Here is a 19,199-nt window from a genome sequence, read left to right as displayed (position 1 = left end):
AATATGGCATTAACAACATTGTATTAACCTTTTTATTAATAGAAGCAAGTAAAATAAATGAAAAAAGATAAAATTATATACTGGTTATCTACTGCTTTAGTTACCGTAGGTATGTTATTAAGTGCTTATCAGTACTTTAATGGAACATATATGGCAGAAGCATACAAACAAATGGGATATCCTGATTTTTTAAGGGTAGAAATTGGTATCGCAAAAATAATTGGGGCAATTGTATTACTTTTACCTGTATTGCCTTCAAAAATTAAAGAATGGGCTTATGCGGGATTTGGTATCTTGTTTTTTTCAGCAGCACTTACACATTTTTTATTAAAGGATCCAACAGAAAGAATTATTACACCGCTTGTGTTTTTAATGCTTCTAATAGTATCTAACATTTATTATTCTAAAGTTAGCACAAAAAACAAGTAAAATGAAAAAACTTTCAATTACGCTCTCGTTGCTACTATTTTTTACAAGCATTATTTTTTCACAGACAAATAATTCAATTCGGCAAAAAATGATATATCAAAATGTAAAAACAGAATCGGTAAATGTAAATGGTACCCTATTTTATTACAGAAAACTTGGAGCAAGTAATGATGGAATTCCTGTCATATTCTTAAATCACCTAGGTGCTACTTTAGACAATTGCGATCCAAGGATAATGGATGGTATAGGAACAAAATATCAAATAATTCCATTTGATAATCGAGGTATTGGTGCCACCATAGGGACAACTCCAAAAACTATTGCCGAAATGGCAAAAGATGCTGTCGATTTTATAAAAGCACTTGGATATGAAAAGGTTGATTTAATGGGGTTTTCAATGGGAGCATTTGTGGCTCAGGAAATTGTGCTTCAACAACCCCAATTGGTTCGCAAAATGATTATGACCGGTACAGGCCCTGCAGGTGGGATTGGAATTGATAAAATTAAACCAATTACTTATAAGGATATGCTAAAAGGCTATTTAACCTTTAGAGACCCTAAATTTTATTTGTTTTTTAATCAAAACCCTAATGGGAAAAAAGCAGCAAAAGCATTTTTGAAACGCATAAAAGAACGTACAGAAAACCGTGATAAAAAAATCAGATTGGGTTCGTTTGGTAATCAGCTTACAGCCATAAAGGCTTGGGGAGAACAAAAGCCACAAGATTTATCAGTAATAAAGCAGCCTGTATTAATTGCCAATGGCGATAATGATAAAATGGTGCCAAGCAGCAATACGTATGACTTAGCAAAACGTATTTCAAATTCTGAATTGATTATTTATAAAGATGCAGGACACGGAGGTATATTTCAGTATCACGAAGCGTTTGTAAAAAGCGCATTAGATTTTTTAGATAAACAATAAACCAAGACTTAATAAAAAAATGAAAGCATTTACAATAACAAAATACAGCAAAAAAGAAAAACTGCAACTTACTCAAGTAGCCGAACCAATTGCGAAAGCAAATGAAGTTTTGGTCCAAATTCACGCAGCGGGTGTCAATCTCTTGGATTCAATGATTAAACGAGGAGAGTTCAAACTCTTTTTGCCATATAAAATACCGCTTATCAATGGGCACGATATGGCAGGAACCGTAGTTAAAGTTGGTTCTAATATAAAGAAATTCAAAGTTGGGGATGAAGTTTATTCAAGAGTTGGAGATTACAGAATAGGCACTTTTGCGGAATATATTGCCGTAAATGAAGCTGACTTAGCATTAAAACCCAAAAATATTACAATGGATGAAGCTGCTTCAATTCCTTTGGTGGGATTAACCACTTGGCAGGCTCTTGTTGAAACTGCAAATCTAAAAAAAGGACAAAAAGTTTTCATTCAAGCCGGCTCCGGAGGCGTGGGTACTTTTGCCATTCAGTTGGCCAAACATTTGGGGGCATTTGTAGCAACAACCACTAGTACAGCCAACATAAATTTGGTAAAAAGCCTCGGTGCAGATTTGGTTATTGACTACAAAAATGAAGATTTTGAAACGAGACTTAAAGATTATGATTTGGTTATTCATAGCAATCGCGACCCAAAGATTCTAGAAAAATCACTGCGCATTCTAAAATCAGGTGGACAATTAATTTCCCTAGTTGGGCCTCCTACACCCGAATTTGCAGCTGAAATTGGCTTGCCTTGGTATTTAAAATTAGTGACAAAACTGCTAAGTTCGAGCGCAAAGAAAAAAGCAAAAGAATTAAACACCACGTTTAAATTCTTGTTTATGAGAGCCGAAGGAAGCCAATTACAACAAATTACCCAATTAATAGAATCAGGTGTTATAAAACCTATTATCGATAAAGTTTTTCCATTTGAGCAAACCAATGATGCTATGGCATATGTAGAAACGGGACGAGTAAAAGGTAAAGTTGTCATTAAAATCAAATAATTAATTACCATTAAAATCAAATAATTAATTACCATTATCACCAATAAAAACCGACCTTTTAAACAAAGTAATTCGGACTTTTGAACAAAACGCACTGGCGATACGCATTCTATCTTTGTCTCAATAAAAATTTAAAATGAATTTAAAAAATGGGACAAAAAAATTACAACGGAGCCTTGCAAAAACCGATAGGTTCTGGCTTCAACGCAACATCAACAACAAAAGATGTTATCAAGGGAATTGACCTTACAGGAAAAATCGTCATTGTAACAGGCGGTGATGGCGGGCTTGGTTTAGAAATTACCAAAACATTGACTTCGGCAGGGGCAACGGTTATCGTTCCGGCAAGAGATACTGAAAAAGCAAAGCAAAATCTGGAAGGGATTGCCAATGTAGAAACAGCAGCATTGAACCTGACAGATCCTGCTTCCATTGATGCATTTGCCGATAATTTTTTGGCTTCGGGCAGACCGCTACATATTCTTATCAACAACGCCGGGGTGATGTGGACGCCTTTACAACGTGATGGGCGTGGTTATGAAGGACAATTTTCTACCAATCATTTAGGGCATTTTCATCTGACGGCCAAACTATGGGACGCATTGAAAAAAGCAAATGGCGCAAGGGTAATTACTGTTTCCTCTTCAGGACACCATTATTCGCCGGTACTTTTTGACGATGTAAACTACAACACTAGGGAGTACGACAAATTTGAAGCTTATGGACAATCCAAAACTGCAAATGTTCTCTTTACGGTAGAATTGGATAGAAAGGCACAGCAATTTGGCGTTCGGGCTTATGCTTTACATCCTGGTTTGATTTTGGAAACCAATCTGGGCAGACATTTAGCGTTTGATGATTTTGTTACCTTGGGTATTCTAAATCCTGACGGCACGCCAAACCCTGAAGCTGAAGCAGCAATGAAAAAAATACAGAAAACCAAGGAACAGGGAGCTGCCACAACTGTTTGGGCAGCAATGAGTCCACAGCTTGAAAACATTGGAGGAGTGTATTTGGAAGATGTTGAAATTGCCCAATATGATGAGGCCAATTATGAGAGTATCGCTGCTGCTTATAGAAACCCGGGCGGATTTGGAGGAGTAGCACCCTTTGCGCTTCAAGCGGAAGCTGCCCAAAAACTTTGGACACTGACTGAAGAATTAACGCAGATAAAATTTGACATTTAATTAATTGGAAAAAATAAGGTTCACATCGTTGGGCCTTATTTTTTTACCTTTGTATTATGGCAACAAGACAAATCAATAAAAACGCTGAAATTGTTTTCAGCTGCAGCGGATCTACTCGAAACAATACCGAAATGATTGCGGAGGAACATTGTGTTGTTCGGGTGTTGTCGGGCGAATTAAAAGTTATTCAGTTAAATAAAACCTATGTTTTTGGGTTGGGCGAAACGCTTCTATTTCCAAGAAATCAACTATCTACCTTAATAAAATCCGATAAAGACGGCTTGCCTTACAGAGCCATTGTGGTAAAACTGACGCAGGATGTTTTAAGGGCATTTTACGAACAAAAAAAACTGCAAGCCACTCTGGTTTCTAAAACCGATTACATCATTCCGTTGTCCCAAAGTCCTTTGCTCGATAGTTTTTTTGCTTCGATCTTGCCGTATTTCGACCTCAATTACAAATTACCACAAGAACTTTCGGAATTGAAAATTCAGGAATCAATTACCGTTTTGCGCTCCATAAACAAAGACATCGACAACATTTTATCTGACTTTTCAGAACCTCATAAAATCAACCTTGTCGAATTTATGGAACGTAATTATATGTTCAATATGCCAATAGAAAAATTTGGTTACCTGACCGGGCGAAGTTTGACCACTTTTAAACGTGACTTCAAAAAGGCTTTCAATACAACACCACAAAAATGGATTACTCAAAAGCGACTGGAACTAGCCCGCTTTCAAATAACTGAAAAAAAGAGAAAACCTATTGATATCTATTACGAAGTGGGTTTTGAAAACTTATCCCATTTCTCATTTGCCTTCAAAAAACAATTTGGTAAAAGCCCTACGGAGTTTTTAAATAACAATCTGCGATAATCCGTTAAAATCAGTTTCATCTGTGCGCCAATCTCAATGTTACAAGAAAAGTTAACCAACCTTACTGTCAAACACTTGAGAAATACACCAACTGACAATTTTAAAACTTTCCGACAACGGCTATTTCCCAATAATTTTTCCTCTATGCTTAATACCCCATTCTCTTAATGCTGCAATAACATTAAACAGGGAATGTCCGTGTTCGGTGGCGGCATATTCTACCGTTGGCGGAAAAGTATCGTAAACAGTTCGGGTAATCAATTTATTAGTTTCTAATTCTTTCAACTCTTTGGACAGCACTTTATCCGTAATGCCCTGAACATCTTTTGAGATTTCCTTAAAACGTTTGTTTCCAAAACTCAACGCAATAAGTATAGGCAGTTTCCACCTACCACTTAGCACATCCAATGCATCTTTTACTGGAAGAATTGCATTAACGCATTCCACCCGCTTTTCTTTTGTTTTTGTTGTAGTTGTTATCATTTCATTTTGCGTTACTATCCCATTGGAAAGTGCTATCCAAAAGGATAGTAATATCAAACGGATAGTAAATGTAAATAAGTTTGCATTGTTAAACAAATAAATAACAATCAAAATGAGTTTTACAGACAAAAACGTATTAATTACAGGCGGAAGCACAGGTATAGGATTTGCAACCGCACAAGCTTTTATCAACGCAGGTGCAAGCGTTTGGATAACAGGAAGAAGTGCCGACAACCTGAAAAAAGCGGCTGAAAAAATCAACAGCCCAAAACTGAAAACAGTCGTTTCCGATACATCAAACTTGGCAGGAATTGAAGTTTTAGAAAAAGCAGTTGCCGAAAGTGGAAACAAAGTGGACGTTCTTTTCCTAAACGCAGGAATTGCGGTTTTTGCACCAATTGAATTTGCAACAGAAGCAGATTTTGATGCACAATTCAACACCAATGTAAAAGGGTATTTCTTTACGTTGCAAAAATTCATACCGCATTTAAAAGACGGTGCTTCGGTTGTGTTCACTTCATCAAACGCAGCACATTTGTCAAACATAAATGTTAGTGCTTATTCTGCAACAAAATCTGCGGTAAACACTATTGCCAAAGTTGCGGCTAATGAATTGGCAGAAAGAAAAATCCGTGTAAACATTGTTACACCCGGTCCTACAGACACAGGCGTTTTGGCAAAAGTAGGTATGCCTAAAGATATTGAAAAGCAAGTTACAGAACAAATCATTGCTTCTACTGCGGTTAAAAGAATGGGACTACCCGAAGAAATCGCAAACGTGGTGCTGTTCTTGGCTTCTGACAAAGCCGATTTCATTACAGGCAACGAATTTTTAGTGGATGGTGGAATGACCAACTACGCAACAAAATAAATCAGTAATAAAAAAAATTAAAATGGGTAAATTAAAAAACAAAGTAGCGATAGTTACAGGTTCATCAAAAGGAATTGGTGCGGGAATTGCAAAAGCATTTGCCAACGAAGGTGCAAAGGTTGTTGTAAATTATGCTTCAAGTAAAGAAGAGGCAGAAAAAATAGTAAAAGCCATAATTGAAAGTGGCGGAACTGCCATTGCGGTGCAAGGTGATGTATCAAAAGAAGCCGATGTAAAAAGGCTGTTTGAAGAAACAGAAAAAGCGTTTGGCGTATTGGATATTTTGGTAAACAACGCAGCATATCAAGGTTACACGCCTATTGAGCAAGTAACAGTAGAAAGTTTCCATCAGCATTTCAACGTAAATGTTTTGGGTGCTATCCTTACTATTCAATCATCGTTAAAACTGTTTGGTGACAAAGGCGGAAATGTAATCAACATTAGTTCAGGTGCAAGCAAAATGCCACTTCCAACAGCTTCGTTATATTCTTCCACCAAAGCAGCATTAGATGCCGTAACCATCGCTTTGTCAAAAGAATTGGGGGCAAAAAACATTCGTATCAATTCTATTCTGCCTGGTGCAACGGAAACGGAGGGTTCTACAAACGCTGGTGTCACAAAAGGCAGTGAGTATGAAAAATTATTTGTTGCCCATACACCGCTTGGTCGAAGAGGGCAACCCGAAGACATCGCAAAAGCGGCTGTATTTCTTGCTTCCGATGATGCGGCTTGGATTACAGGCGAACAAATTTCTGTTTCAGGAGGTATGTTTGGCTTTTAAATAAATCAGCAACATCGACAGGAAGGACGACAAAAGCAGGGCTGAAGTGCAAACTTCAGCTTTTGTGTTTATATTAAACTTCTTTACATTAGCCGAACGAAAATGCTTCGATTGCCCTGCCTTCGCCAAGCCAGAAAACGATTGGTATAAGAAACAGATAGACATATTATTTAATTCAAAAACCATTCTCTATTTAAGACTTCTTTATTGAGCATTTTAAAGATATTTTGCCTGTTCCTTTTTTGGAAGCGATTCTAACACTAACTGATAAGATTCCTTAACAAGTTTTAGGATATTTTTATCATCTAAATCTGTATTGAAATATACTGAAATCCAATGTTTGTGATTCATATGATAGCCGGGGCGGATGCTGTCGTATTGAATGCGTAATTCTTCAATTAAATCGGGTTCTGATTTTAGAACGCAGAAGTCAAAAACCTCAATATTTACAAGGCAAAACCATTTATCACCAATAGAAAAGACAAGTAAATTACGATCGTATTGACTTGTTGCTTTTCCAAATGGCATTTTTTCAGTCACACCATTTAGAGATAGACAATATTTTCTAAAATCCTCAACATTCATATCTTATTGTTTTTAGATTTAAACTACTTCTTTGACAGCACTTTTTTGCATAAATTTGTTACAAATGACCGTTTCATTTTGTTTAATTCAAAAAATGTTCTCTGTATTCGGTGGGCGTTTGTCCTACTTCTTTTTTAAACAATCTTGAAAAATACGGAGCATTTTCAAAGCCCAATTGATAGGCTGTTTCTGCTACGGTTTTAGTGGTACTCATTAGTAAATTTTTGGCTTCCATAACCAATGCAATGTGTATGTGTTCCAAAGCTGTTTTGCCTGTTTCCTGTTTCAGTAAATCGCTCAAATACCTTGGCGATAAGTTTAATTGTCCGGCCATATATTTTACGGTTGGCAAACCGTTTTTTTGAAAACTTCCATTTTCAAAATATGCAGTCAAAACATTTGTAAATTTTGAAACCGTTGTGCCTGAAAGAACTGCTCTGTTTAAAAATTGCCGTTTGTAAAACCGCTGCGAATATTTCAATATAGAATCGATATGAGTAATCATTATATCTCTACTAAAATCATCCTGATTATTGTAATATTCTGATTCTATTTTATTGAATAAGTCCCAAATAATTCCCTCCTCTTTTGGTGATAAATGAAGGGCTTCGTTTACTTCGTAATCAAAATATCCGTATTTTTTTATTTCGGAATAAAGATTAGAATTGAATAAAAAAGCCTCGTGAATATAGAGCAAAAATCCTTTTTCAGCATTTTTTAAATTAGCCATTTTTATTTTCTGATGAGGCTTTACAAATGCCATTGAGCCATTGTCGTGGTCATATTTAGTTTTGCCATAAGAAAGAGTACCTGTTTCAAATTTATTATATGAAATGCCATAAAATGCCATTGTAAACTCTTTTTCTACAAAGGGGCAATCTTCGGCTTGTTCAAAAGTTAATACCCCCAATAACGGATTTTCTGGTGGCGAGAATCCGTTAGCTTTAAATAATTCACTTATGGTTTTATAATGTGTCATAGATTTTATTATTTTTTTGCAAATTTCGCTACCGTCATTGTTGGCTTGCCCAATTCGTCCCAAGTTTTTTGAGCTTCAAAGATTTCTTTGTTGTTGTTCATTACCGATATTAATGGCACAACATACCGTAAAGGCTTTATAAACAAAGATAAAATTTTTGCCATCCCGATTGGTAATTTTGCAATCGTTAATTTTTCTTTGGTATAGTTTTCTACAAAAATTTGGGTTGCTTCTGTTGTAGTTAACGGTTCCAAGCCTTGTACAGCATATTCTCTATTCAATGATTTTTCAGTTTTAAAAGCATTTGCTACTTGTTTACCAAAATCTTCGGCATCTATCCACCACGATTTTTCATTGGATGTTCCGATGATGTTTACCTTATTTCCATCTCTCATTCCACCATTAAAATTTTGCATAAAATTGGCAGGATAAAATATGGTATATGGAATACCCGTATTTTTAATTTTTTGAACTGCTTGTTTTTTGGCATTCATTGCCCACCAATCGTCTTTGTAGTTTCTTGCCAAAAACGAAGATAAAAATCCAACTCGTTTTACAGATGATGTTTTAAGGGCAGTAATAATATTATCCACACCTCCTGCTTCAGGATTAAATCCGTTTTCGGTATCGTTAGGACCTGAAGATATACTGATGTAAACCGCATCTGCATCTTTTATTGCTTTGGAAATGTTCGATACGTTTTTTAGGTCGCCTTGCACAAAATGTACACCCGATGGAAAAATATGTTTTTCTTTTTCAATGTTTCTCACAAAAGCTGTTACTTCAAAGCCTGCTTTTATCAATTCTTTGGTTACAGGAGTACCTATCATTCCTGTTGCTCCAATTACTGTTATTTTCTTAATCATTGTTTAATTTTTTAAAATTTAGATGGAGTTAGAAACTTCAGTCATTTTCGGATAATCAGTATACCCTTTTTCTCCAGAAGTATAAAAAGTGTTTGGGTCAGGTGCATTAAGTACAGCATCTGTCTTAAAACGTTCAACTAAATCAGGATTCGCAATAAAGGGAACTCCAAACGCTACTAAATTTGCATCGCCAGATGCTATAACTTTATTGGCAGTTTCTTTTGTATAGCGAACATTTGTGATGATAGTACCTTTGTAAAATCCGCGGAAATGTTTTGCTACGTTTTGAATAGCTAAACTCACATTAGATACATCTGTAAAAGGCTCTGTAAGATGAATGTATGCTAAATTATAATCATTTAATCGGTTTGCAATATAGTTATACAAAGCAATCGTCTCATCATCAGCTTCAATGCCCATAATTCCGTGAACTGAAGGGTTAAAACGTATTCCTGCTTTTGATAGATCAATTACGGTTTTTAATTCGTCTAGTATTTCAAAAATTATACGAGTTCTGTTTTCTATAGAACCTCCATATTCATCTGTCCTGTGATTTGAGTTTTTATGTAAAAATTGCTGTAACAAAAAACCATTGGCACTGTGTATTTCAACACCGTCAAATCCTGCCTCAAAAGCATTGATTGCTGCTTGTTTGAAATCATTTATGGTTCTTTTTATATCGGCAATGGTCATTGCTTGTGCTTCTACCGTATCCTTAAACCCCTCAAAAGTAAATACCTGTTGGTTGGGATTAACAGCCGATGGTCCAAGTGGTTTGTTCCCGTTTTGCAAATCGGGATGGGAAATAGCCCCTGTATGCCATAATTGGGCAAAAATACTTCCTCCTTCTTGGTGTACGGCTTGGGTTGTTAATTTCCAACCTTCTATTTGATCTTTTGAATAAATGGCTGGTACATTAATATAACCAACGGCTTCGGGACTGATGAAAGTTCCTTCTGTAATGATTAATCCTGCTGATGCTCGCTGTCTGTAATATTCTGCAATGAGTTCTGTGGCAACGTTTCCTTCATTATCAGCTCTAGAGCGGGTCATAGGCGCCATTACGATACGATTTCTTAATTGTAACCCATTTAAATTGTAGGGTTCGAAAATTGTCTTGCTCATTATTTTATTTTTTATGATTATTTAATGTTGCAAAACTACTATCGAAGTTATTCTGGCTAGTTATACAAAAGTCGGAAGGTGTGATACGTTTTTACGGAGGTTTTGTAGGATGATGATTTTGGTCGCGAAGTTTGTAATGTTAACGCTAACACCCAAAATATTATGCACGGCTCAAAAACTTTAAATTAATTAGCTGGCAGAATAAGACCTATACAAATTACAATGCTATGTAAAAAGGCTGACTTTAGCTTGTTCCAAGATTTCGAAACAAGTTGCTTACATTTATTTCAGGCATAAAATAATCAAGAATAAATATTCACCCCTACAATTAAAAAGGTGGTCTTGATTTTACAATCCAATAGAATTGAAAAAATCAAAATCACCTTTGCTATCAAGTTAAAATTTGCATTAACTTTAATTGTTACCTCTACAAAAGTTAATACCTTTTTTTAGGAAAAATACGCTTTATTCTCATTTGCCCATTGCACCAAAGGTGTCATTTGCACGGGCAGTTTCTCTAAAATCTCATTCATCTTTGGATTGAATTTTGGAGGAAACTCTGTTGCGTTTTGAAGGCTTTCATAGTACGAAGTTACTCCTGCTGCACCTGCTTCACCAACAAATGGTTTTAATATATCACCAAATTCTTTGGCAGGTTGCGTATAATAAACAACGTTTTTACCCAAACCTTTAGAAAATTGTTCAGCCAAATCATTACCTTTTAAATTTTCTAAACCACTTATTTGAAATGTATCCGCTTTTAGTTTGTCATTGTAAACTGCTTCTACAACAAAAGCACTTACATCTCTTGAAGCTATCCAACCAATAGGCATAATCTCTGGAGTAGGATAAGCAAGCTTCATTTCGTTTTTTACAAAAGGTGCACAAAAAGGTCCCATCATATTTTCCATATAAATAGTGGGTTCAATTATCACATACTCCAATCCGCTATTTTTTAAATACTCTTTTATGTCCAACTTTACATCTTCGCCAGGGATTCCTATTTTTTGCGGAGCTAACCAACCACTTGTGTTCCAAACGATTTTCTTTACACTATTTATCTTAGCTGCATCAATCACATTTTTGGCATATTCCAAGCCATCAAATGGATTGGGCAAAGAAACAGGAATCATAAAAGCTATCGCATCTATGCTTTTGGTAATTTCCAACATTTTATTGGCATCACTCATATTAGCCAAAATAGGTTTTGCACCTGCTTGACTTAATTTTTCAAAACTTGCAGCAGAACTTGTTGCTGCAAATACTTCTGCTCCTTTTTTGATCCCTTCAGATATTACATTGAATTGTTGTGAGCCTGAAGCTCCAAATACTAAGATTTTCATTTTTTTACGTTTTTATGTTATTAAATTGTTTTTGATTAGTCATTGCATCCTAATCTATTTGCTTGTTTCTAGTTGTTTTTTAAAATTACTTGCACAAAAGTATTGTGTTACTTACTTTTGTACAAGTACTTACCTAAAAGTAAAGTACCTACTATACAGTTAGAATAATTGAATATCAATGGAAAAAAAATCTAAAATAATTTTACCTTGTGATGAAAAGTGTCCTGTTAGAGCCTCTTTAACACTTCTTAGCGGTAAATGGACTTTGTTGATATTGTTTCAAATCAACAAAAAAGTGATGCGATATGGCGAACTAAAAAGGGCTATACCCGGTATTAGCGAAAAAATGCTGATACAAGAATTGAATATGCTTGTTGAAAATAAACTAGTCAGCAAAAAAGCCTATCCCGAAATTCCACCAAAAGTTGAGTATACTTTAACTGAATTGGGGTTAAAAACTTTGCCAATTGCAGATAAATTGGCTGAATTCGGTTTAGAGAATTTAGTCTGATTATATCAGTTGGATTTCTTAAGAATCCTAACAGTAATTAAAAATTGGTCTTCAAAAACACAGTAAAAACAAGAGATTTTGTTACTGTGTTTATTTTTCTATAAAAAATGAACGTTGTTCAAAAATAAAACATATCTTTGTGGAATAATTTCGAGGTATGAGTATAGTTGACAGAAAAGCAAGAGAAAAAGAAGCACTGAAAGCATTGATTTTAAAAGGTGCCAAAAAACTTTTTATAGAAAAGGGTATTGAGCAAACTACCATTCGAAATATTGCTGACGAAATTGACTATAGTGTGGGTACGGTATATGTTTATTTTAAAGATAAAAATGCCATTCTGCACGACCTGCATTCCATAGGATTTCAGGAATTGGGAGGGTATTTTGAAGAATTGTTCAGCATAGAAGATCCAATGGAACGATTGCGAAAAATGGGTTTTACCTACATAAAATTTGCCTTGGAGAATCAAGAAATGTATGATTTAATGTTTAATCTTAAAGCACCTATGGAGTTTTTGGAAAGCTCCGAAAATAAAGATTGGGATGAAGGTGCGGTAACTTTTGGCCGTGTAAAAAAAACTATTGAGGAATGTATTAATAATGGGCATTTTAAGGGACATAATATAGAACCGCTTTCGTTTATGGTTTGGAGTTTGGTTCACGGTATGTGCTGTCTTGAAATTCGTCAAAGAACCAAAGGCGTAAAATTCACAAATCCCGATACGATCTTGCTTGATGGCTATAATGAGTATTTGAAAATAATAGATCGGCTATAAATTTTTTTGTTCAAAAAAATGAACAATGTTCAATTAAAAAACAATGTATATTATGATAAAAAATGCAGTAATTCTAACGGTAATCTTACTCGGATATCAAGGATATTCACAAAGTAAGCTAGACGGATACATAGAAACCGGACTAAAAAACAATGAAGTAATAAAGCAACATTATTTTGACATTAACAAAAGTGTGTATGCTCTTAAAGAAGCACGCTCTTTGTTTTACCCCACAGTTTCCTTAAACGGGAGCTATACAAGGGCTGAAGGAGGAAGAACGATTGATATTCCCGTAGGCGATATGCTCAATCCGGTGTATAACACGCTGAATCAAATGACGAATTCCAAAGCGTTCCCAACTCTTGAAAATCAGTCGGTTTTAATCAATCCCGATAATTTCTATGACGCGAAGATTCATACAACAATGCCCTTGCTGAATTTCGAAATTATTTATAATGAAAGGATTAAAAGTCAGCAGGCATCACTGCAACAGATTGAATTGGAAATTTATAAGAGGGAGTTGGTCAAGGAAATAAAAATTGCCTACTACAAATACCTACAGTCCATTGAAGGAATTAAAATTTATCAAGATGCGTTGGCATTGGTCAAAGAGAATCAAAGGGTAAACCAATCTTTATTCAAAAATGACAAAATCAACCGTACCGCAGTTTTGCGAAGTGATAACGAGGTAATACGGATTCAGGCAAATCTCGAAACGGCAAAACAAGTCAGTAATAACGCCAAATCGTACTTCAATTTTTTGCTCAACGAAAAATTAGATTCTGACATTGAAACAGATGACAATGAGGTTTTGCCCATTGATGCCGTTACAGAAAATACCCAAAACAGGGAGGAATTGCTAAAACTGACTCAGGTTAAGGAATTAAATGAAACTGTTGGTAAACTAACACAATCGTATTGGTTTCCTACAGTAAGCGGATTTGCCGATTTCGGTTTTCAGGACTTTGATTTTGATGTGAACAAAGATTCACGCTATTATTTCGCAGGATTAGGTTTGCAATGGAATATTTTTTCCGGAAACAAGAATAAATACAAACTCAAACAGGTTGAAGAAGATACTAAAAAAATTAGTTCCCAAACTGATAATGTAAGGCAGCAATTACTGCTTCAGTTTCAGGTATCACAAAACAATCTGAAATCGGCATTGGAACAATTTTACGCCAATAAAAACCAAAAAGAATCCGCCAAAAAATACAATGATGACATCACCAAATTGTATAAAGAAGGACAGGCTATTTACATTGAACTTCTCGATGCACAAAATCAATGGGTAAATGCCCAACTCAACACCAATATTGCACTTTATAATTCTTGGATCGCTTTTGCGGAATTAGAAAGGGCCAATGCAACTTTTACTTTAAAAAACTAAAAATTAGAACAATGAAGAAATTAATAATTATCCTATTCGTACTACAGCTTTTTTATTCTTGTAAAGAAGAAAAAAAAGAACAAAAACCTTTTGAAAATGCCGATGTTATTTCGATTAAAACAGCAACGGCTCAATCATTGGCACTTGCAACTAACATAAACGCATCCGGCTTGGTGACAACGGAAAATCAAGCCAATTATGGCTTTAAAATTGGTGGTGTTGTCAGTAAAATTTACGTAGAAGAAGGTCAGTTTTTCAAGAAGGGACAACTTCTTGCCACTTTAGATGAAACCGAAATCGGTTCGGGCTTGAATCAATCGGATCTGAATGTTAAGAAATACGAGCGTGATTATACGCGTGCCTTAAATCTTTACAAAGACAGTGTTTATACTTTGGAACAGCTTCAAAACACCAAAACAGGTTTGGACATTGCCCGAAAACAAAAAGATGCTGTCGCTTTTAATGCCCGTTATGCAAAAATTTATGCCACGGCCGATGGTTTTGTTACTGCAAAAATTGCCAATGAAGGTGAAGTGGTCGGTGCCGGATCTCCAATTTTAGCCATAAACGAAACAAGCAAAAACAACAATTACCTGTTAAAAGTTGGTTTAACCGACCAAGAATGGGGGACTGTTAAATTGGGGCAAAAAGCAACTGTCACTCTTGATGGATTTCCTGATGAACAATTTGACGCTACTATTTTTAGAAAATCACAAGCTGCCGATGCTGCATTAGGTTCGTTTCAGGTGGAGTTGAAACTTAATATGAAGAACAGCAAACCGGCCGTGGGTATGTTTGGAAAAGCAGAAATCAAGGCCGAGAAAGCCGAAGACCGCATCATCATTCCGTATAATTCACTTATAGAAGCCGACGGAAACAAAGCCTTTGTGTTTGTCGTAGAGAACAACAAAGTAAAACGTCAGCCTGTTACAATTGCCAAATTTGAAAACAATAAGGTTTTTATCAAAGACGGTCTTCAAAAAACGGATGAAATCGTGATTTCCAACAGTGCTTATCTCAACGAACAATCCACTATCAAAATCATTAAATAATAACGCTATGCAAATAACAAATTTTTCCGTTAAGAATTATCAGTTCACACTGATTCTGGCGCTGTTAGTCGCTGTGGTTGGGGTGCTAACCTTATTCACGATGCCAAGATCAGAAGACCCCGGAACGCATCCGCCACAATATTTGATTACCGTTATTTATCCCGGAACGAGTCCGAAAGATATGGAAGAACAAGTCGTAAAACCTATTGAAAATAAGATTTACGGATTGGAAAATATTGAAAAAATCCTCACAACCGTTGAAGATGGTGTAGCCGCTTTTCAGGTAAAATTCAAATACGGAGTGGATGTTGACAATAAATATCAGGAAATCTCCACCGAAATGAATGCCCTTAAAAACAGCGAATTGCCAAAAGATATTTATATGATTAAGACGGAGAAAATTTCGTCTTCGGATGTAAAAATTCTTCAGGTTGCTTTGGTTTCAGAAAATGCATCCGACAAAAAACTACGCGATGAGGCCGATGAACTAAAGACAAAGATTGAAAAAATAACCAATCTCAAGGACGTAAAATACAGCGGCATTCCGGAACAGGAAATCCGCGTAGATTTGAATTTGGAAAAATTGGCACAACTGAAAATTCCATTGAACATAGTAATGGGAAGTTTACAAAGTGAAGCTGCCGATATTCCCGGCGGAAGTATCGATTTGGACACCAAAGTATTCAACGTAAAAACAAGCGGTAAATTTAAAAATGCGGATGATGTTGCCAATACCGTCGTTTACAATGCTAACGGAAAAATCATCTATATGAAAGACGTAGCCGAAGTGAGCTACAAATCTGAAGTGGTAAATCACATTACAAGAATTAATGGACACCGATGCGTTTTGGTCACCGCCGGAATGAAGGACAATGTAAACATTAGCGATGTGCAAAAGCAATATTTACCAATTGTAGCCGAATTCTCCAAAGATTTGCCTCCTAACATAAAACTAATCAAGAACTTTGACCAAGCCGATATGGTATCAAAACGTTTGGGACATCTAGGCTTTGACTTTGCATTGGCCATTCTTTTGGTTGTCATTACATTGGTGCCATTAGGTGGAAGAGCATCTCTTATCGTTATGATTTCCATTCCTTTATCATTGGCTTTAGGTTTAATTGCAATGAATGCTTTAGGGTATTCCTTAAACCAATTGAGCATTGTTGGCTTGGTAGTCGCTTTAGGATTATTGGTTGATGACAGTATTGTGGTGGTCGAAAACATTGAGCGTTGGTTGCGTGAAGGGCATTCTAAAATGGATGCTGTTTTAAAAGGAACTAAACAAATAGGAATCGCTGTTGTTGGTACAACCACTACTTTGGTAATTGCTTTTTTGCCATTGGCTTTTCTTCCCGATATGGCAGGCGAATTCATCCGAAGTTTACCAATGGCGGTTATCACGAGTGTTTTGGCTTCTATGATTGTGGCGTTGACATTGGTTCCATTTTTGGGAAGCCGATTTTTAAAAACGCATGAACATGGTGAAGGAAACATCTTTCTTCAATATTTGCAAAAATTTCTAACAAGAGCCTACAGGGACATTATGCCAAAAGCATTGAAATTTCCAAAAATTACGATTGCCATTTCAGTATTTTTAAGTGTAATTGCTTTTGGATTGTTTTCGGTTACCGGATTCAAATTGTTTCCAACTTCTGAAAAACCAATGTTTCTTATCAATATTAAAATGCCGCTTCAGGCCAATATTTCTGAAAGTAACCGAGTGACAAAAATTGTGGAAGCAGAATTAAAAAACCACAAAGAGATTGTTTACTACACCTCAAATGTGGGACATGGAAACCCGCAGATTTACTATAACGTGCATCCACAGGACAGAAAATCTGATTTTTCCCAAGTATTTGTTCAGTTGGAAGATGAAGCTACACCTACCGAAAAGACGGCTTTAATTAAAAAATTGCGCGACAAGTTCAAAACGATGCCTTATGCCAAAGTGGAGGTAAAAGATTTTGAGCAAGGAACACCGTTGGAGGCCAATATCGTCGTGCGAATATTTGGCGAAGACCAAGCCGTTTTGCGCAAATTATCGGCTCAGGTAGAAAGTATTTTACGAAATCAAAAAGGTACGGTGTACATCAACAATGAGTTGAATACTTATAAAACCGATGTTAAAGTAAAAATCAATAAAGAAAAAGCAAGAACATTGGGCGTACTGACAAGCGAGGTCGATAAAGTAATCCGGCTTGCGGTAGCAGGACTAACCGTTGGTGATTACATTGATGACCGTGGCGATGCCAGAAACGTAATTATTACTTTACCAAGGAATAAGTTTTCTAATCTTGATGCACTGAAAAATTTATATGTAAATAATGTTCAGGGAACACCAATTGCATTGAATCAAATTGCGAGCATCACTTTTGAAACCGCACCCACTGCCATCAACCACTTTAACAAATCACTCTTTTCAAAAGTCAGCGCTATGACAAAAGAAGGTTATTTAGCGAATGACCTGTTGGTAGATATTATTCCAAAATTGGATAAACTAAAAATGCCTAAAGGCTATTATTACAAACTTTCGGGAGAAAAAGAATCAGAAGGCGATGCGTTGGGAGGCAATTTTCTTTCGGTAATCATATTGAGTGCCTTTTTATTCATTGCTGTTTTATTGCTGCAATTTAAAACGTTCAAGGGAATTATTATCGTACTGTCTATCATTCCGTTGGGAGTTCTTGGTGGTGTGTTGTTTTTATTAGCTACAGGAAACCCAATGTCTTTGGTATCTATAATTGGTTTCATTGGACTGTCCGGAATCCAGGTGAAAAATTCCCTCCTTTTGGTCGATTTCACCAATCAATTGCGACAAGAAGGAAAATCCATTGACGAGGCGATTGCCATTGCCGGTGAAACCCGTTTTCTTCCGGTAGTGCTGACATCCATTACGGCAATCTGCGGATTGATTCCGTTAGCGGTGAATCCTAATCCTCAAATATCTCCGTTGGCGATTGTATTGATTGGCGGTTTGATAAGCTCTACCATCCTGTCAAGAATTGTAACCCCGGTAATGTATAAATTGATTCCGCCATCTTTGGAAAAATCTAACTATAGCATTAACTAAACCAAAAGCTAGACTTATGGTGAGTTTCTTTCTTAAATTATATTGAGTAAAATAATAAAACTAAAAAAATGGAATTGAAAGATGAAAAAGTACTAATTACAGGTGCTAGTGGAGGCATCGGATTAGAAGTAGCCAAATTGATGGCTGCAAAAAATTATGCAGTAACACTTGTAGCAAGAAGCGAGAATAAATTAAATGAAGCCAAAGCTATACTTCATGGAAATAACCACACAGTACTGGTAGCTGATCTAAACAACTCAAAGGATTTGGTTAGGCTGTCTGAACACATTAAATCAGAATGTTATAATGTCCTAATTAATAATGCAGGTGCTGGACTGTATGGACAATTTATCAATATGCCGCTTCAGGAACAAATAAATGGTATGCACCTTAATATGGATGCATTGGTAACACTGTCTTACGCTTTCCTGCAAAACGCAAAAAAGGGAGACAGTCTGGTAAATGTGGCTTCACTTTTAGGACATTCTTCTTTTCCAGGAGCAGCTGTATATGCAGGAACTAAAAGCTTTGTTGCTAATTTTTCCGAATCCTTGTGGTTTGAATTTAAAAATAAAGGCATTTATGTAATGGGGTTTAATCCTGGGGCAACTAAATCAGATTTTCATTCAAATGCTGGTAAGGAAACCAATTCATATCCCGAATTTGTATTGTCCACAGCATATGACGTAGCACAAGATTTAATTACCGGTTTGGAAAGAAGAAGTAAACCAAGAGTAATATCAGGCTGGAAAAACCGCTTAATGTTATTCAACTTCAAGTTTCTTAGCCGTGCATTGGGCATTAAAATAATGGGGCAAATAAGTCCAGGAATGAAATAAGTAATTACATCCTAGTTCCTTATTTCAAAGTCACAAAGATTTTGTAAAAAAGGCATTAGAATTTTTGGAAATATAAATAGAAA

At 35.9% G+C, this 19,199-nt stretch carries 19 protein-coding genes; 13 read left to right on the top strand and 6 right to left on the bottom strand.

The features are described 5' to 3' along the window. Nucleotides 1-57 precede the first annotated feature (57 nt). The 5 genes from OZP12_RS13955 to OZP12_RS13935 all read left to right on the top strand — a co-directional run bounded on the left by OZP12_RS13955 (nt 58) and on the right by OZP12_RS13935 (nt 4,443). Entirely contained in the window at nt 58-429 is a 372-nt protein-coding gene (locus tag OZP12_RS13955; RefSeq protein ID WP_281225638.1) for a DoxX family protein, read from the top strand. Nucleotides 430-517: 88 nt separating this feature from the next. After that, nucleotides 518-1,354, top strand: a complete 837-nt coding sequence (locus tag OZP12_RS13950; RefSeq protein ID WP_281225637.1) for an alpha/beta fold hydrolase — start codon at nt 518-520, stop codon at nt 1,352-1,354. 19 nt (nt 1,355-1,373) lie between these two features. Further along, the gene (locus OZP12_RS13945; protein WP_281225636.1) at nt 1,374-2,378 is read left to right on the top strand and encodes an NADP-dependent oxidoreductase; all 1,005 of its coding nucleotides are present in this window, start codon (nt 1,374-1,376) and stop codon (nt 2,376-2,378) included. A 149-nt stretch (nt 2,379-2,527) separates the two neighbouring features. Continuing rightward, on the top strand, nt 2,528-3,565 hold the full coding sequence (locus OZP12_RS13940; protein WP_281225635.1) for an SDR family NAD(P)-dependent oxidoreductase: 1,038 nt from the start codon (nt 2,528-2,530) through the stop codon (nt 3,563-3,565). A 56-nt stretch (nt 3,566-3,621) separates the two neighbouring features. After that, the gene (locus tag OZP12_RS13935; protein ID WP_281225634.1) at nt 3,622-4,443 is read left to right on the top strand and encodes a helix-turn-helix domain-containing protein; all 822 of its coding nucleotides are present in this window, start codon (nt 3,622-3,624) and stop codon (nt 4,441-4,443) included. A 120-nt stretch (nt 4,444-4,563) separates the two neighbouring features. Here OZP12_RS13935 and OZP12_RS13930 read toward each other — a convergent pair whose 3' ends face one another. Further along, nucleotides 4,564-4,926 carry a winged helix-turn-helix transcriptional regulator gene (locus tag OZP12_RS13930; RefSeq protein ID WP_281225633.1) on the bottom strand — a complete coding sequence of 121 codons (363 nt, stop codon included), beginning with the start codon at nt 4,924-4,926 and terminating at the stop codon, nt 4,564-4,566. A 112-nt stretch (nt 4,927-5,038) separates the two neighbouring features. Here OZP12_RS13930 and OZP12_RS13925 point away from each other — a divergent pair, with 112 nt between their 5' ends. After that, on the top strand, nt 5,039-5,797 hold the full coding sequence (locus OZP12_RS13925) for an SDR family oxidoreductase (RefSeq protein ID WP_281225632.1): 759 nt from the start codon (nt 5,039-5,041) through the stop codon (nt 5,795-5,797). 22 nt (nt 5,798-5,819) lie between these two features. Then, on the top strand, nt 5,820-6,578 hold the full coding sequence (locus OZP12_RS13920; protein WP_281225631.1) for an SDR family NAD(P)-dependent oxidoreductase: 759 nt from the start codon (nt 5,820-5,822) through the stop codon (nt 6,576-6,578). A gap of 216 nt (nt 6,579-6,794) precedes the next feature. Here OZP12_RS13920 and OZP12_RS13915 read toward each other — a convergent pair whose 3' ends face one another. The 5 genes from OZP12_RS13915 to OZP12_RS13895 form a co-directional block, all read right to left on the bottom strand. Beyond that, nucleotides 6,795-7,163, bottom strand: coding sequence for an MmcQ/YjbR family DNA-binding protein (locus tag OZP12_RS13915; protein ID WP_281225630.1), 369 nt, complete (start codon nt 7,161-7,163; stop codon nt 6,795-6,797). A gap of 82 nt (nt 7,164-7,245) precedes the next feature. Then, a complete protein-coding gene (locus OZP12_RS13910; protein WP_281225629.1) occupies nt 7,246-8,142 on the bottom strand; it encodes a helix-turn-helix domain-containing protein in 897 nt (298 codons plus the stop codon). 8 nt (nt 8,143-8,150) lie between these two features. After that, complete coding sequence (locus OZP12_RS13905) at nt 8,151-9,008, bottom strand: SDR family oxidoreductase (RefSeq protein WP_281225628.1); 858 nt, start codon at nt 9,006-9,008, stop codon at nt 8,151-8,153. Between the two features lie 18 nt (nt 9,009-9,026). Further along, nucleotides 9,027-10,133, bottom strand: coding sequence for an alkene reductase (locus tag OZP12_RS13900; RefSeq protein ID WP_281225627.1), 1,107 nt, complete (start codon nt 10,131-10,133; stop codon nt 9,027-9,029). Between the two features lie 449 nt (nt 10,134-10,582). Next, the gene (locus OZP12_RS13895; protein ID WP_281225626.1) at nt 10,583-11,476 is read right to left on the bottom strand and encodes an SDR family oxidoreductase; all 894 of its coding nucleotides are present in this window, start codon (nt 11,474-11,476) and stop codon (nt 10,583-10,585) included. Nucleotides 11,477-11,654: 178 nt separating this feature from the next. On the opposite strand from OZP12_RS13895, the gene OZP12_RS13890 reads away from it, so the two are divergent. The 6 genes from OZP12_RS13890 to OZP12_RS13865 all read left to right on the top strand — a co-directional run bounded on the left by OZP12_RS13890 (nt 11,655) and on the right by OZP12_RS13865 (nt 19,116). Then, the gene (locus OZP12_RS13890; RefSeq protein ID WP_281225625.1) at nt 11,655-11,987 is read left to right on the top strand and encodes a winged helix-turn-helix transcriptional regulator; all 333 of its coding nucleotides are present in this window, start codon (nt 11,655-11,657) and stop codon (nt 11,985-11,987) included. 157 nt (nt 11,988-12,144) lie between these two features. Further along, a complete protein-coding gene (locus OZP12_RS13885) occupies nt 12,145-12,762 on the top strand; it encodes a TetR/AcrR family transcriptional regulator (RefSeq protein WP_281225624.1) in 618 nt (205 codons plus the stop codon). 52 nt (nt 12,763-12,814) lie between these two features. After that, the gene (locus OZP12_RS13880; RefSeq protein WP_281225623.1) at nt 12,815-14,152 is read left to right on the top strand and encodes a TolC family protein; all 1,338 of its coding nucleotides are present in this window, start codon (nt 12,815-12,817) and stop codon (nt 14,150-14,152) included. Nucleotides 14,153-14,163: 11 nt separating this feature from the next. Then, entirely contained in the window at nt 14,164-15,204 is a 1,041-nt protein-coding gene (locus OZP12_RS13875; RefSeq protein ID WP_281225622.1) for an efflux RND transporter periplasmic adaptor subunit, read from the top strand. A gap of 7 nt (nt 15,205-15,211) precedes the next feature. Continuing rightward, a complete protein-coding gene (locus OZP12_RS13870; RefSeq protein WP_281225621.1) occupies nt 15,212-18,277 on the top strand; it encodes an efflux RND transporter permease subunit in 3,066 nt (1,021 codons plus the stop codon). 68 nt (nt 18,278-18,345) lie between these two features. Beyond that, nucleotides 18,346-19,116: an SDR family NAD(P)-dependent oxidoreductase gene (locus OZP12_RS13865; RefSeq protein ID WP_281225620.1), complete on the top strand. Its 771-nt coding sequence runs from the start codon at nt 18,346-18,348 to the stop codon at nt 19,114-19,116. Nucleotides 19,117-19,199: the final 83 nt, after the last annotated feature.

This window comes from Flavobacterium aquiphilum (assembly GCF_027111335.1).
In the GTDB taxonomy this organism is placed as follows: domain Bacteria; phylum Bacteroidota; class Bacteroidia; order Flavobacteriales; family Flavobacteriaceae; genus Flavobacterium; species Flavobacterium aquiphilum.
Note: the sequence above shows the minus strand (reverse complement) of the source record. Positions and strands in the feature narration are given on the sequence as shown.